Consider the following 15,238-nt stretch of genomic DNA (forward strand, 5'->3'; position numbering starts at 1 on the left):
TATTGTGTTTACTAGTTTTAAAGGGGGGTAACTAAAAGTTCTTGTAATGTATCTGAAAATACCTCTGCACCTTCATTAGATAAATGAATTTCGTCTTTCCAATATTTCATTAAATTATTTTCAATAAATAGGTCAGAATAATCATAGTATTCTATATCTATTTCTTTAAGTATTTTAGTGAATTTTGAATTATCTTCTTTACATGAATCTCTATAAAGAGGAGCTGTAATTAGTATCAGCTTCTTTTTATTTTCTTCACAAAAAACCTTCATTTCTTTAAGGTAATATCTATAAAGAGAGTTCATAGTATAGCTATCCAAACAATCTACTTCTGGATCCGAATACTTTAAATAATTTTGGAATATCTGTTTTTGGGTATCATTTACATAAATAGGATCATATCCATAATACGTTCTATAATCATATTTAGGTATAAAAACATTTTTAAGTATTCCTAAAACTTTTCCATTATACCCTTTACTCCAATAGAATTTTTGTATATAATCATCTAAATTAACATTATCAATTTCTCTTTTGATTATCTTATCTCTATGATACCTTACATTTAATCTATTGACATCATCTCCAGAATAACTATCTTTAAATGCATTTTTAGTATCTACATTAACTATTATTATTTGTTCTTTATTTTTTGGTAACATTTTAATTAAAGTAGCACTATAAGCAATCGATGTACCATCGACTCCCATATTAAAACCAGATGAAGATATTTTTTGTGTATTTATATGTCGATTTGTTCTTGAATTACCAAAAGCAACTACATCTATAGTATCTTTAGTTATAATATAATGATTCAACTTACCTATTGCTTGACCAGATAAAACCTTATCACTAAGAAAGTTGAATGTAAAATATATAACTTTATCTAGAATAAATGTTGCTAAAAGTATACATACGATAAGCTTTAATGTCGTTTTAAGATTAGTTTTATCCATAATTTTTATTAAAATTGGAAGTATATAAAATTGTTTGAAGTGGAATAAAACAAGATCAATAATACTATAATTAATGTACTAAGTGAAACAAATTTAAACTCTCCAAATGTACTTCCTAAGTCTTCTAAATTGTATTTATTCTTGTAAAGGAAAAAATCAAAAAAAATTCCTATCATTAACATTACAATCGATATTGTAACATTATTTGCATCACCAATAAATGGCATTAAAAAATCAAAATGGATTATCTTTTTAATAATTAAAATAGAAGTATTTAAATCTTTTGCCCTAAAAAATACCCAAGATAGCAGGACAATCAAAAATGTTGTTATATATCCTATAAAACCAAATGTTGAAGTCTTTTTATAGGAAAATATAAATTTTTCACAACTTAATACAACTCCATGAATTGCTCCCCAAACAACAAAATTCCATGAACTCCCATGCCATAGTCCTCCTAATAACATTGTAATCATTAAGTTTCTATAGGTAATTATAATACCTTTTCTGTTCCCTCCTAAGGAAATATACAAATAATCTCTAAGCCAAAAAGATAAAGACATATGCCATCGCCTCCAAAACTCTGTTATGCTTTTAGAAAAATATGGTAGATTAAAGTTTTGATTAAATTTAAACCCTAATAATTTAGCACTACCGATAGCTATATCTGAATATCCTGCAAAATCGTAATATATCTGAAAAGCATAAAATATCGTAGCAATTATTAAAGAGCTTGAATTGTGTATTTCTGAATTATTATAGATAGTATCTACATACGCTCCTAGGTTATCAGCAATTACAATTTTTCTAAAAAGGCCTATTAGTATTTGAAAAGCCCCTTCATTAAACCATTTCTGTTTAAATACCCTCTTTACTTCCATTTGAGGTAGTAGATTAGAAGCTCTTTCTATCGGACCAGCAACTAACTGAGGAAAAAAACTAATATATGTAAAAAAGGATATTATATCCTTAGTTGGTTTAAACTCTTTACGATATATATCAATTGTATAACTAAGAGTTTGAAAGGTATAAAAACTAATTCCTACAGGAAGAATTATGTGTAAAGTTAAATCATCAACTTGCCATCCAAAACCTAACATTAGATCATAAAATGAAGATGCAAAAAAATTATAATACTTAAATACTCCCAAAAGCCCTAAGTTAGAGAACAAGCTTAAAATAAGCCACCTCTTTCTTACTTTTTTGTTTTCTGAAGAGTGTATTTTTAATCCTGTAAAGTAATCTACAAAAGAACTAAACAGTATCAAAGATAAAAACCTCCAATCCCACCAACCATAAAATATATAACTAGCTAATAATAAAAGTATATTTTGATACTTTAGCCTTTTATTAAATACAAACCAATACAACAAAAAGACTATTGGAAAAAAAAGTAAAAATTCGATTGAGTTAAAAAGCATACACTAATATTATTTTTCGATTTTATCTTTAATATTATTCTTAATCAATCTAAACTTACCGCTTTTTTCAACTGGTATTTCTTCAACATATTGTATCTCAATTTCTATAGTACCTCCTACTCTATCCCTTAAATTTTTCAAGAAAGTTTCTTCGTCTTTTAGCTTAAACACATTTTCATCTTTTTCTACAAATATTAACAGATGTTCTAATGAGTCTTGTTGAATCTGAAATTTTATAATTCCCTTTACCCCTTTAAGTGCGTTTGAAATATTTCCGAGGTTTATTTTACCAATTTCTTCAGAATAAATATAATCGGATATTCGCCCTAAAACCTCCTTAACAAGAGGGTTATTATTACCACAAGAACACGTCCCTTGATTATCTAACTCTATTTGATCTCCTATATCATACCGAATAAGTGGTGTGCCATGAGTTGTAAAAGAAGTTACCACAAGCCTTCCTGCTGAGCTAGGTTGATTATTACCGTCTAAAACTTCAAATACTCCACTTTGTAGTTCTAAATGTAATTTTTTGTTTTCACATTCTATTATAAACGGTGCTCCTTCAGATGAAGCATACTGATTATATAAGTCAGTTTTAAAATAACTTTCCAAAACCTTACGAATATCTTCCGTTATTGTTTCTGCAGTAGGAAATATTGCTTTTATTATATTTGCAGGAAAGTCTATATTATTAGCTATACCATATTTAGCTATTTCGTACATTGTAGAAGGAAAACCAACCATGTAAGGAGGTTTAAATGTTATTAGATCTTCTAAGTAATATTTTAAATACTTGCCGTGAATATGAAAAGTTGAATAGTATCTAACTTTATAGAAATAATCTGTTTTCCAAAATCTTTTCTTTTTAATATCTGTAGAAGTTAGTAAGTTTTTACCACTAAACCAAGCAGTTCTTTCTCCTAATCGATATCCAAAATTATTTCTAAAATTATCTAACATGGCAAATCGTTCCTGAACATCATCATAAGTATAAACAACCTCTAAAGATTTACCAGTTGTTCCTCCTGTTTTAGAAATTACTCCTTTGTTTTTATCAATAGTATAAATAGAAGAAAGATTATTTCTTAAAACTTCTTTAGTAATTATCGGAAGCTTTTTTATATTGGTCAAATCATCTGAATCTTCTATATTTTCAAATATTTTATTATAATATTCAGAATTATTTTTAGTATAAATAATAAACTCTCTATATTTTTGTTTTTGAAGTTCTTTTAATTCCTCTGTAGATAGTGTTTTATTGTTTTTATAGTACTCTAAAAACTGCTTATACTTTTTAGAATACCTTTTTTTATATGCTAAAATATTAAATACAGATACTATACAATTTTGAATAAAATGAGGGGATTTTTCGTAAATTTTTTCTTGTAAACTACTCATATTATTCAAACTTTTTTGTTAGATAAAATTCTTGAAAAACCTTTATATTTTCTTCAATATCGTATCCCTTATTTTTAATACAATCAAAATTATCTGCTTTTTCTTTTGCTATTTTTTCCAAAATCTTATCCGCCCAAATATCTGGAGATTCTTCGATAGATAAAAACTCTATATCCTCTGTTAGGTATACTTCTTCAGTTATTTTATCAGACGCAAAAACACTAAGTCCGGCAGATTGTGCTTCAATTAATGTAACAGGCAAACCTTCATAAAAAGATGGGAAAATAAATGCATCCAACATTTGATATAATTCGGGAATATCACTTCTTACTCCTAAAAAAAGTATCTTATCATAGATAGATAATTTTTTCGCTTCATTCTCTATTTTCTCTCTTAGCGGGCCATCTCCGATAAATACCAAACTACAATTTTCTTTCTTTTCTAATATACTATTAAAAACATTCAATATATATAAATGATTCTTTTGGCTAGTAAATCTACCTACGTGCCCAATAACAAATTTATCCTCTAATTTATACTTTTCTTTATATTGAATGCTAATAGCTGGGTTATAAATAAAAGCTTTAGCGTCTATAGCATTATTCATTATCGTAAAAGGAGTATTTTTTGGAAATAACCAATTTCCTGCTTTTTCTCCACAAGAAAAATGATGCGTTGCATATTTATTAATTCTCTTTTTTAATTGAAACTTGATTAATTTCTTAAAGGTTTCTTTAAGACCCTCGCCACCTGTAAATAACTCTGCTATTTTTATTTTTTCTATTGCAATATGTGCATGTGCTATTCTACATGGAATATTAAATTCTTTTGCTATTTTTAAAGGAAAACAACTAAATGTGTTTAGATGTGAATGCACAATTTCATATTCTTGATGCTCTTTAAAAAACCCTCTTAATTGTCTATAATAGGAATTTGGAGATAATGGATTGATAGGATCTAATCTATATATTTTACCTCCCATTTCTTGTATTTCATCATCAAAAGCGGCTTTTTCTTTTCTATGCACCAAAAAATCAAACTGAACTTTACTTCTATCTATATTGCGGTAATAATTCATAATCATGGATTCTGCTCCTCCTCGATTCATGATAGTAAAAATCTGTAAAACTCTAATTGCAGCCATTAAATTCCTTCTTTAGTTTTATATCGTATATAGAGGTTTAACAATATTCCAAAGGGAATTGCTAAAATCGTAGTTATTTTCTTGGGAGATTCCTTTAAAAACGCACTGTTTTTTATAAACATAGAACTAGAAACATAATGTATTGCATTTTTAAATTGATCTTTAAAATTTTTTGCCATTTTCATTCTGCTTTTTCTAGAAAAAGCAAATCCTCTTGGATGTCTTCTGTATTGCTTTAGTATATTCATACTCGAACCATCTGCCATATATTCTACAATACAAAAAACTTCGTTTATAGGTAATAATTTATAATCTTGATCTATTAACTGATATAGATACCCAAGCGGCACAAAACGTTCCTCTTCAAAAATTGGATATGGTGGGTATTTTTTTACTATCTCGGTTCTATATACCAATTTTTTATCCCCTTTTACACCATGAACATTGTATAGATCATATAATGTAGTTTCCTTTATATGTTCTGGAATTTTTGTTCCAATAATTTTTCCTGTTTCATCTGCATCTAACCCTACTATTCCAGCAAATTCAGGATTGTTTTTTATAGGTTCCCATGTTCGTAGAATATTTTCAATTGCATTTTCACCAATACAATCATCGCTATCAATACAAATATTAAGCGTTGTGTTAATAAGCCTATATGCCGCGTTATGTCCCCCGTGCATTCCCAGGTTTTTTTGGTAATGATATTGTATATCGATCTTATTTTCTGTAATCCAAGACTCTACTAATTCTTTGGTGTCATCTGTAGAACCATCATCTATAATTAGCCATACAAAATCTTGATTAGATTGCCTTATTAAACTTTCATAGCACTTATGTAAGCAATAAGCTCTGTTATAAGTAGGAGTAAATACTGTAATCGTTTTCATACTTTTTTTGTTGTTAATCTTTATCCTGAATATAAATAATACATGGCATAGGTAAACATAAAGTAAATAAGTACAATTTTACCTATCATAAAATGATTGTCTTTAAAAAACTGTTGTTTAAGGAAAGGATAAATAACCACCAACCCCATCATGAACCAAGATAAATAGGCAAATCTATTAGAATAATTTGCTTTAATAACTAATATCCAAAACCCATTACAAATTAAGTAGGTGTTTAAAAGCTGGTAATAAAATTTATCTTTAAAATCTTTTTTATAAATAGCATACCACCCTGCAAAAACAGCAAATGCACTATGAAATAAAAAATCCCAGCGAAACCCTGTGCTAGCAAATGTACCTTCTTCAGCTTCTGTTGTTAAATAACCCGATAGCCTGTCATCAAACCCTAAACTACTAAAAATTGAAACCCACAAACCTCCTAGCGCCAATGATAATGGTATACAAGCTAACCATCCTTTTAAATACACTTTTGGGTTATTATAAAAATGAGTAGCTGTAAATGCCATAATAGGCAACGACATTGTTTTATGAAAAGAAATAGAGCAGAAAAAGCAAAGAATCATTAATGCTTTATTTCTATGGTAGCTTACTCCTAATAAAAACAGAGAAGTAGCAGCTCCATTTCTTATACCATTGGTTCCATAAGTATAAAAAGAAAAGGAAACTACAAACATTAAAAAAGCATAATACCAATATTCTTTAAATAAAACTTTAGAAATTCTATATAAAGGCAATACATATATTGCTGCGGTAACGGTAAAAAACATACGTGAAGAAACAAAATAAGATAGGGTTTTCATATACATATGAAATAGTACATCTGTATCTGATATTACTTCTCCTCCTGTACTATAATAATCAAAATATCTTGTATACGTTCTCATATCGCCAAAGTATCTTCCACTTACTTGTCTTTGACCCATATATAAAATTACAAATGTCATTAATAAATAACCTGCAATATTAATAAACATAATATTCTTAGAATCTTCCATTACTAATACTCTTGTATGTAATAATGTAAATAACACCAGACAAAAAAAGGTGTTTATATATACTGGAAAATATTGCTCTACAGGAATAAAATCAAACATATTATCTTATCTATTTCAAACCTTGTTTCATTACTTATTTTTTATCTAGTATTCTTGCTGGATTACCTACTGCAATACAATTATCAGGTATACTTTTTGTTACTACACTACCCGCACCAATAACACAATTATCTCCTATAGTAATACCTCCTATAACAATTGCTCCGGTATAAATGGATACGTTATTACCTATTGTTGGTCTTTTACCTTTCTCTTCTCCTACAGTAACTAAATGATTAACATAAAAATTATCTCCTATAGTATCTGCATTTAAAATTGTGCAATATGGATGCCCCGTAAGAACCCCTCCTCCTAGTTTAGTACTTATATCTATCGTAAAATTAGCTTGCTTTTTACAATATAAGTTAAGAATATGAGAAAAAACACTTCTTGTTCTAAAGTAAAATAAAGTTCGGAAATCGGGTGAATTTGCCAAAAACTCTAACAATAGGATGTTATTTCCTTTATTCATTCCTTTTGCTACTGCCCAACGCTCTATATCCATATCGATTTTGTCCTTGTTTTTGCTCAGTTTATACAAAATTAAATGTGGAATAAGGAATATTTTATAAATTGTTAGGAGTAAAAATTTCATTTGTATCTTACTATTATTAATAGATTAAATCTAGGATTCTATTATGCTTTATAAATTCTTTGCTGTTTTTTTTAGTATCGAATCACAAAGCGTATTTGTAAAATCAAAACCACCATACTTATCTAAATGATGTCCGTCGTATGTTTTAAAACTAGTATGCGTACTAGAAACATTAAAATTAAAATAGTTAACATTGTTAGATACAGCAATCCTATTTATGTCTTTATCAAAATCTTTATAAAATGAGTTTTCTACTGCAACAAAATCCAGATCAATAGGCATACGTACTAAATATACTTTACCATGTTTTTGTAAATTTTTAATTAAAACATCTAAACTTTCTAGTCTTTCAGAAGAAACCTCGTAACTTTTGATCATTTTATCAAACATTTTTCTTTGCCTCTTTTTCCACTCATCAAATATTTTTGGATTTGTTGGCAGATTGTTCTCTTCTAACCAACCATTTTTGTGCATGGTAGAGGTTCTTCTAAATGCCGATTTAAAATGAAAATATTTTAAGTTTCTAAAAAGATATTCATAATTAGGGTTTGTGTTTACAAACTTCATGTTATGTGGCGGTCTATCTGCTTCTCTATACTCTCCTATAGAATTATCCTTATCTGATCCAAACATCCAGGGAGTAAGAGATATAATAAAAATTCCGTTTTTAGAGTTTTTATCTAATTTTGAATCAATACTTTTATTGTATAAAGGCCCAATCGGAGCCTCGGCTATTGTAAAGCTATAATTAAATATGGGTAATTCATAGTTTAACTCTTTTAACCTTTCATTTATTACTTCTGGCTGCATCCCTTGCATACTTCTAGAATCTCCTATAATCATAGAGGTTGCTCGTGGAGTAGTGAATTTTTGATAGAAATAATCAATATTACCGCCATATTTTATTAATACAAAAGTTGTTATTGTTAAACATATCGCAAAAAACAGACTCAATTTTAAAATTAATAATCTCATAGCCTAAAATTGGAAGTATATAAATGTTTCAGAGCTTTTTCCGAAAAATAATATCAATGAAAAAATAAATATATAAAAACCCCATCTAAGGTAAATATTATAATTATGTATCTCAAAATCATGTTTCTTTTCTCGATTACACCACTCTATTAAAATAAAGAAACCTATCAATATAATAGTAATTATAGTTGTAGAGGCTATAATTATAGAAGGAAAATTTATAATACTTAAAGAAAAAACCCTTTTAAGATAATCTAAACCCATAGCTACATTATCTACTCTAAAAAAGACATCGGTAAGCATAATTAAAAGAAATAGAGATATCATTTTAAATACTTCTTTAATAGAAGGTAAGAGTTTTCCTTTTGCTACAATTTCTGAAGAATTCATTTTACCAGAAAAGACTAAGGGTATAAAATATATTCCGTGTAAAAGCCCATATACAACAAATGTCCAATTAGCTCCATGCCAAAAACCTACCAAAACAAAAGTGGTTATAATAGAAAAAATCAATCCTTTTTTTTGATGCCTTCTTAACGTAAATGACAATGGGGTAAAAACATAATCCATCATCCATGTAGTTAATGAAATATGCCATTTTCGCCAAAAATCACTGATATTTGTTGAAAAAAACGGTGTCGAAAAATTACGCATTAACTGTATTCCAAATAGTTTGGATACTCCTATTGCCATATTTGAATATCCTGAAAAATCTGCATATAACTGTATTGCATAAAAGAAAGCTCCTACTAATAAAGTACTTCCTGGCTCATTTTCATAATTATTAAAAATAGGATTAACAATAATCGCACAATTTTCTGCGATAACTATTTTTGCGAATAATCCCCATAAAATTTGTCGTAATCCATCTACCGAAACACTATAAGAGAGGTTCCTTTTTTCTTGAATTTGAGGTATAAAGCTGGCTGCCCTTTCTATTGGTCCAGAAAGTATTTTTGGAAAAAATGTTATAAAAATAGAAAACTCTAAAAGATTTTCACTAGGATCTATTTCTTCATTATAAACATCTGTAAGGTATCCCAGAGTCTGAAATGTAAAGAAACTTATTCCTAATGGTAGTAATATTTCTAATGTACTGTAACTTGATTCTGCTCCAAAAACATTTAATATTTCGAAAAAACCTTCGTAGAAAAAATTAAAATATTTAAAATATAGTAATAATCCTATATTAAATATCAATCCTATATAGAGGAAAATATTTTTTTTACGATCTTCTGGAGTTCTATGTATTTTTAATCCTAAATAAAAATTAATTAGTGTACTTGCAACTAATAATATTAAAAATCGCCAATCTGCCCACGCATAAAAAAATAGACTAACTAGTAGTAAAAAAAAGTTTTGGTAAACACTAGATTTACTAAAAATTAGCCAGTATAATAAAAATACTGGGATGATAAAAACGACAAAATCTAATGAATTGAATACCACGTCTTAATAAATTAAATTTTAGACTGAATTACAGAAACAAGAGATCCCATATTTTTTAATTTATTCAAATCTCTAAGTTTAAAACGAATATTCAATTCTTCTTCAATCTTAGTAATTATCATCATGTGTGATAAAGAATCCCATCCATCAACATCCTTGGCTGTTAATTCGTCGTGCATTTCAAAATTATTATGTCCTAATATGGATACTAATGCGTTACTAATCTTTTCTTTTATAACATCTATTTCCATTATAATATGTAATTAATTATAGTATTAACTAAATAGTTCTTTTAATTTTTTTCTATCTATTTTCCCATTGGTATTAAGAGGGAAATTTTCTGCAAATTTGATTTGAGTGGGAATCATATACTGTGGAAGCTTAGTTTTTAAATCATCTAACAGTTCTTTGGTTTCAAATATAGGGGATTCTACTACTAATCCAATTTCTGTATTATGAATACTATTGGTAAAAGCAATTGCAACCACATTTATTTTATTGAGGGCGGTTTTAGCATGAAATTCAATCTCAGATAACTCTACTCTAAATCCTTGGACTTTTGCTTGAAAATCAACTCTTCCTAAATACAAGATATCTCCTTCTTTATCTACTGTACATAAATCTCCTGTCCTATAAAATCTTATGTTTTTTCCATTATATTCTTTATAAAAAAAGGTTTCTTTATTTTTCTCTTCATTTTTCCAATATCCTGGAGTAAGTTGTTCTCCGCTTAGGCATAACTCACCACTTTGTCCATGTATTACCTCATTGTTTTCTTCATCTACAATTATAGTAAGTGTGTTTTGCATATCCTTTCCTATGGTTAAAACACCATTATGTGTTTTATTATGCTCTCCTCTTTTGTAGGTATAATCTGTGCAAAAAATTGTACACTCTGTTGGTCCATATACATTTGCTATAGTAGCATTAGGTACACAAGCACTCCACTCTTCTGTAACGTCTAGCGGTAATGCTTCTCCACAAAAAAGACTGTATTTCATTGCAGGGCAATCAATTTCATCAAAATATGGTCGTAAATAATGAAGGATGGATGGAACCATTAATGCAAAAGTTAAATTATAATCTTCCATCAGCTCAAATATATAACTATACTTGATTTCATCTTTCGGAATGGTATATACACATGCTCCTTTAAGTATAGGTGCTAAATAGGATACTACTGATAAATCAAAAGTTAGTTCAAACATTTGTAAGCACCTATCTGTATTATCTATTGTATAATCCAGTTTCCAAAAGGCGTCTATAAAGCTTGATAAATTACCAAAAGTAATGGGTACTCCTTTTGGAGTTCCTGTTGTTCCTGAAGTAAAAAATATGTATCCAAGATCATCTTCGGATATAGGATTAGGATTTAAATTAATTTCTGAAATTTTACATTGTTTTGTTAAAATAGTATTGTATTCTGAAAAAATCATATCTACAGAAGAATCCAAAATAGTACTAATATCTGCTTGTTTAATTACCATTGCATTTCTACTGGCAGGAAAATCAGGATGTATTGGCACATAGGCTTTTCCTTCCATCCATAATGCTATAATAGATGCATAGGTATGAATATCATCATTAGTTATTAGCCCTACATTGATTTCACTACTTTTTACAGAAGTTTGGATTACTAATCTTATATTGGATATAATTTGTGCAAAATCTTTATAAGTATAATATGTGTTACTAATGCAAAAGGCATTACCATCATAATTATCCTGAATAGATTTTTGTATATTATAAATTAAGTCCATTTTATTATTAATTAGATTCTTTGTATTGCTTTACTATATTATTTTAAATATTCGTTTGCTACTTTTTCTAAATCAAATTTTCTTAACAGAGCATCTTTATTGATCTCTAGATTTTGTTTATATTCTTTAGATTTCAGTGCTAACTCTATAGCTTCTGCCAAAACATATTCTTCTTCTATAAAATCATTGGTTTCAGGTATACCTAAACGATTTTTATATAAATTAGGGGTAATAATTCCTGCTTCTACCGTAACCATTTTATCTTCAATTACATGATTTTTTAGGCTCATTAATTCAACAACTCCATACGTACAGCAGGATGAAACTATTGGTGTTCCTAAACACATTGCCTCGACTATAACATTAGGTGTTCCTTCATAATGTGAAGCTAGTGCCAGTATCTTTGCTTTAGCTAAATATTTATAAGGATTTTTTCTTCTTCCTAAAAAATGGATTTTTCCTTTAATTTTTAATTCTTCAATTAAGTCTTCTAAATGATTAAGTACTCTTCCGTCTCCATCTCCTATAAAAATAAGTTTAGCTTCTGGAATATTTTTAAGAACTAAAGAAAAGGCTTTAATCAAATGCCATGGAGATTTTTGTGTAGAAAGTCTTCCTATAAATAAAATAGAATTATCCTCTAATAAATCCATCTCTTCTGATAAAGTAATATCCTCTAAAGAACGTTTTTGTATTTCTTCCACATCATGTGGGTTGTATATTACTTCTAATTTATTAACAAATCTAAAATTGCATTTCTCTATAAGATCTTCTTTAATTGCATTACTAATACAAACAACTTTATCTAATTTTTTATAGGTGTATTTATACCCAAATCTAGTCATTTTACTAAGTAAAGAATCATTACTCAGTTCCACACTTTTTAATGCATGAATGCTTGCTACTTTGTAATCTTTTGTAAATGTTAGCGAACTATATACATTAGGCATTGCTCCAAAAGAAATAGAATGCGTGATTTTATGTTTTTTAATTACTTTTCTAAGCTTATAAGGAATCGAAAAATAGAACTTTAATCTTTCAGTTTTTGACATATCACTAAAATCATGATCTGAAAAAAACAATTCGTCTTCCCCAAAATTTATGATATCATTTTCGAGTTTTATAAATTTCAAAGCTTTTATAAAATACCCTTCTTTTTTATAATAATTATAAAAAGAAAAAGCTAACCTTTCCATACCTCCAACTCCACCATATGGTATAATTAGTAAAATATTTTTCATCCGTTTATATGTGTTTTTTTAGAGGTCATACAAAATCATATACAATTAAAATAATCATTGCTTTATGCTTTTAACTATTTCTTTAATCGCACTGGTTTCATTAATTTTTATGAATTAAGTCAACAAATAATTGATCCCATTCTTTTATAATTGTTTCTGGAAGATATCTTTTTACCGATTTTTTTGCTCTATCCCCCATTTCTTTTCTTTCTTCTTCATTTTCAATCAAAAAATTAATTCTATCTGCGAACTTTACTATATCATTATTCTGAATAAGCAATCCGTCTTTTTTATCTGTAATAATATCTGAAGGTCCATGAGGGCAATCAAAAGAAACGCATGGCACACCATACGCCATTGCCTCTGTTAGTACCATCCCAAATCCTTCGTATCTGGAAGACATTACATAAATAGAAGCTTCCTTGTATTTATCTGCAATATTCCTAACTGGTTCATAAAAATGTATTGTTTCTGAAATTTTTAAACTATTTGCTAAATCGGTTAATCCTTCTTTTTCATTTATAGTTCCGTAAATATCCAAACTCCAATCTGGGTGTTTTTCTATAACTAATTTCCAGCTTTGTAATAATCTGTCATAGCCTTTTTGAAAGCTCTGCTTACCAACTGCCAATACTTTTTTATTATCTAAAGAACTTGATACATTTGGGTAAAAAGAAAGTGGATTAGGTATTACTTTTAAGTTTTTAAAACTCCATTCCTTCAAATTTCCATTAGTTAATACTACAAAGTGATCATATAATTTTCCTCCAAAATTCATAATTCCAAACTTGAAACTTGTAATCAATCTGTTTTTTAGGGAAGGAATTGCGCTTTTAACCTCTATGTTTTTGGAAACATGCCTTTCATAAATCATAGGACATGGTTTACCTATCCAAAAAGGAACCAAAAACCCTTTAAGACCATCATCGCAAACTGAAATTACATCGGGTTTAATTTTTGCTACTATTTTTCTAAGTCCTCTTATATAGGTAAATAAAAATTGGATAGGGTTACTACCTGTAATTATATCATGATGAATTATTTTAGGGCTAAAATCATAAAACATTTTACTATCTCCTTGATCTAGTGTTACGATATGAACCTCATAATCTAAATTTTCTGCCAGCAAACTGGCTTTAATAGAAAGTACACGTTCTAAACCTCCTGGTCCAAATGTTTTATTAGTTATGTAGAGTATTTTTTTCATTTATCTACTTCCTGTTAAAAGCGAATATACTTTTGGTGTTGTTTTTTGAAGCAATCTGGCGCAGGCAACACATGCCAATGTTGCCAAGATAGAGCTTATAAAAAATAATAATAAAAGAAGAATATCATTTTCTCCTATATATTTTACATAAATCTTAGTAAAATAGGTTAGCGCTACACCATGCGCTGCGTATATAAAAAAACGATATCCATAAAGAGGTTTATTCGTAAATTCATATTTTCTGTTTATAAAATCGTAGATAGTCCAGACTGTAAAAAAACCTATAAACATGGTGAGTCTTTTACAGATTATAGAGATAATATGAGTTTCTTCGTATGCGTCACGAACATAAAAGTTTAAAAAGATACCAATTCCCCATACTACCACAGATAATAAATATGTAGATGTTTTAAAATTAGATACAATATTAAGCTTTGTTATAGAAGTATATGCTCCACATGTAAATGAAAACAAACCAAGATATTGTAATAAATGTACATTGTTTACATAAAACAAACTTGGTTGTTGTAAAAATAATAAAGCACATAGGAAAATTAAAAAATAAAACTTCAAGTATCTGATTGCCAAGTAAATTAAAGGTGTTAACCAAACATAAAATATTAACTCTCTAATAAACCAAAATGTATAATTTATAGGATCTACAAAAGCTAACCATGCCTGTCTCCATAAAGGCATATCATGCAATGGTTCTTCAAAAAAATGAGACAGCATTGGGATAAACTGAATAGCATAAACAATCAAAAACCATAATCCACACCACAAAAAATATGGTATTACAAGTGTTTTAAATCTGTTTTTAATTTTTCTTTTAAAGGTAAATACCGATAAATCATGGTTCTTAAAAAACAGAAAACCCGAAATAAAAAAGAACATCGGTATAAAGATATTAGATAACTCTAATGCAAACAAATACTCTATATAATATACTACTTCTCTGTTTGTTTCAATATTTAGATTTGTCAAATTATATGCGTGGCAAACTACCACCATAAAAATGGAATAAAAAGAAAGAATACGTATTTTATTACTAACACTTTTGTCCATAATCCCCGTAGAAAATTTA

General features: G+C 28.1%; 14 protein-coding genes. All 14 read right to left on the reverse strand.

Features of this window, described 5'->3' with window-relative positions; genetic code table 11:
• Window positions 1-17: 17 nt before the first annotated feature.
• The 14 genes from H527_RS0110710 to H527_RS0110775 all read right to left on the reverse strand — a co-directional run bounded on the left by H527_RS0110710 (window position 18) and on the right by H527_RS0110775 (window position 15,219).
• Complete coding sequence (locus tag H527_RS0110710; RefSeq protein ID WP_027412720.1) at window positions 18-956, reverse strand: SGNH/GDSL hydrolase family protein; 939 nt, start codon at window positions 954-956, stop codon at window positions 18-20.
• Window positions 957-964: 8 nt separating this feature from the next.
• Window positions 965-2,377: an MBOAT family O-acyltransferase gene (locus H527_RS0110715; RefSeq protein ID WP_027412721.1), complete on the reverse strand. Its 1,413-nt coding sequence runs from the start codon at window positions 2,375-2,377 to the stop codon at window positions 965-967.
• 9 nt (window positions 2,378-2,386) lie between these two features.
• On the reverse strand, window positions 2,387-3,778 hold the full coding sequence (locus tag H527_RS0110720) for a phenylacetate--CoA ligase family protein (protein ID WP_035087878.1): 1,392 nt from the start codon (window positions 3,776-3,778) through the stop codon (window positions 2,387-2,389).
• Between the two features lies 1 nt (window position 3,779).
• The gene (locus tag H527_RS0110725; protein WP_027412723.1) at window positions 3,780-4,922 is read right to left on the reverse strand and encodes a glycosyltransferase family 1 protein; all 1,143 of its coding nucleotides are present in this window, start codon (window positions 4,920-4,922) and stop codon (window positions 3,780-3,782) included.
• Window positions 4,922-5,812 carry a glycosyltransferase family 2 protein gene (locus H527_RS0110730; RefSeq protein WP_027412724.1) on the reverse strand — a complete coding sequence of 297 codons (891 nt, stop codon included), beginning with the start codon at window positions 5,810-5,812 and terminating at the stop codon, window positions 4,922-4,924. Before H527_RS0110730 ends, H527_RS0110725 begins: the two co-directional genes overlap by 1 nt.
• A gap of 20 nt (window positions 5,813-5,832) precedes the next feature.
• Window positions 5,833-6,927: an EpsG family protein gene (locus H527_RS0110735; RefSeq protein WP_027412725.1), complete on the reverse strand. Its 1,095-nt coding sequence runs from the start codon at window positions 6,925-6,927 to the stop codon at window positions 5,833-5,835.
• A gap of 34 nt (window positions 6,928-6,961) precedes the next feature.
• Window positions 6,962-7,432 carry a serine O-acetyltransferase gene (locus H527_RS24690; protein ID WP_282706428.1) on the reverse strand — a complete coding sequence of 157 codons (471 nt, stop codon included), beginning with the start codon at window positions 7,430-7,432 and terminating at the stop codon, window positions 6,962-6,964.
• Between the two features lie 138 nt (window positions 7,433-7,570).
• Window positions 7,571-8,497: a hypothetical protein gene (locus H527_RS0110745; protein ID WP_027412727.1), complete on the reverse strand. Its 927-nt coding sequence runs from the start codon at window positions 8,495-8,497 to the stop codon at window positions 7,571-7,573.
• Window positions 8,498-8,500: 3 nt separating this feature from the next.
• The gene (locus H527_RS0110750; RefSeq protein WP_027412728.1) at window positions 8,501-9,946 is read right to left on the reverse strand and encodes an MBOAT family O-acyltransferase; all 1,446 of its coding nucleotides are present in this window, start codon (window positions 9,944-9,946) and stop codon (window positions 8,501-8,503) included.
• Between the two features lie 11 nt (window positions 9,947-9,957).
• The gene (locus H527_RS0110755; RefSeq protein ID WP_027412729.1) at window positions 9,958-10,197 is read right to left on the reverse strand and encodes an acyl carrier protein; all 240 of its coding nucleotides are present in this window, start codon (window positions 10,195-10,197) and stop codon (window positions 9,958-9,960) included.
• 24 nt (window positions 10,198-10,221) lie between these two features.
• Window positions 10,222-11,706, reverse strand: a complete 1,485-nt coding sequence (locus tag H527_RS0110760; RefSeq protein WP_035087880.1) for an AMP-binding protein — start codon at window positions 11,704-11,706, stop codon at window positions 10,222-10,224.
• A 38-nt stretch (window positions 11,707-11,744) separates the two neighbouring features.
• Window positions 11,745-12,947, reverse strand: coding sequence for a glycosyltransferase (locus H527_RS0110765; protein ID WP_027412731.1), 1,203 nt, complete (start codon window positions 12,945-12,947; stop codon window positions 11,745-11,747).
• A 100-nt stretch (window positions 12,948-13,047) separates the two neighbouring features.
• Entirely contained in the window at window positions 13,048-14,154 is a 1,107-nt protein-coding gene (locus H527_RS0110770) for a glycosyltransferase family 4 protein (protein ID WP_027412732.1), read from the reverse strand.
• Complete coding sequence (locus tag H527_RS0110775; protein WP_081414592.1) at window positions 14,155-15,219, reverse strand: acyltransferase family protein; 1,065 nt, start codon at window positions 15,217-15,219, stop codon at window positions 14,155-14,157.
• Window positions 15,220-15,238 lie beyond the last annotated feature (19 nt).

The organism is Aquimarina muelleri DSM 19832, from assembly GCF_000430665.1.
GTDB classification, from domain to species: domain Bacteria; phylum Bacteroidota; class Bacteroidia; order Flavobacteriales; family Flavobacteriaceae; genus Aquimarina; species Aquimarina muelleri.

Coding starts and splice junctions, on each gene's coding strand:
- H527_RS0110710 (WP_027412720.1), bottom strand. CDS start 956: ATGGATAAAACTAATCTTAAAACGACATTAAAGCTTATCGTATGTATA.
- H527_RS0110715 (WP_027412721.1), bottom strand. CDS start 2,377: ATGCTTTTTAACTCAATCGAATTTTTACTTTTTTTTCCAATAGTCTTT.
- H527_RS0110720 (WP_035087878.1), bottom strand. CDS start 3,778: ATGAGTAGTTTACAAGAAAAAATTTACGAAAAATCCCCTCATTTTATT.
- H527_RS0110725 (WP_027412723.1), bottom strand. CDS start 4,922: ATGGCTGCAATTAGAGTTTTACAGATTTTTACTATCATGAATCGAGGA.
- H527_RS0110730 (WP_027412724.1), bottom strand. CDS start 5,812: ATGAAAACGATTACAGTATTTACTCCTACTTATAACAGAGCTTATTGC.
- H527_RS0110735 (WP_027412725.1), bottom strand. CDS start 6,927: ATGTTTGATTTTATTCCTGTAGAGCAATATTTTCCAGTATATATAAAC.
- H527_RS24690 (WP_282706428.1), bottom strand. CDS start 7,432: ATGGATATAGAGCGTTGGGCAGTAGCAAAAGGAATGAATAAAGGAAAT.
- H527_RS0110745 (WP_027412727.1), bottom strand. CDS start 8,497: ATGAGATTATTAATTTTAAAATTGAGTCTGTTTTTTGCGATATGTTTA.
- H527_RS0110755 (WP_027412729.1), bottom strand. CDS start 10,197: ATGGAAATAGATGTTATAAAAGAAAAGATTAGTAACGCATTAGTATCC.
- H527_RS0110760 (WP_035087880.1), bottom strand. CDS start 11,706: ATGGACTTAATTTATAATATACAAAAATCTATTCAGGATAATTATGAT.
- H527_RS0110765 (WP_027412731.1), bottom strand. CDS start 12,947: ATGAAAAATATTTTACTAATTATACCATATGGTGGAGTTGGAGGTATG.
- H527_RS0110770 (WP_027412732.1), bottom strand. CDS start 14,154: ATGAAAAAAATACTCTACATAACTAATAAAACATTTGGACCAGGAGGT.
- H527_RS0110775 (WP_081414592.1), bottom strand. CDS start 15,219: ATGGACAAAAGTGTTAGTAATAAAATACGTATTCTTTCTTTTTATTCC.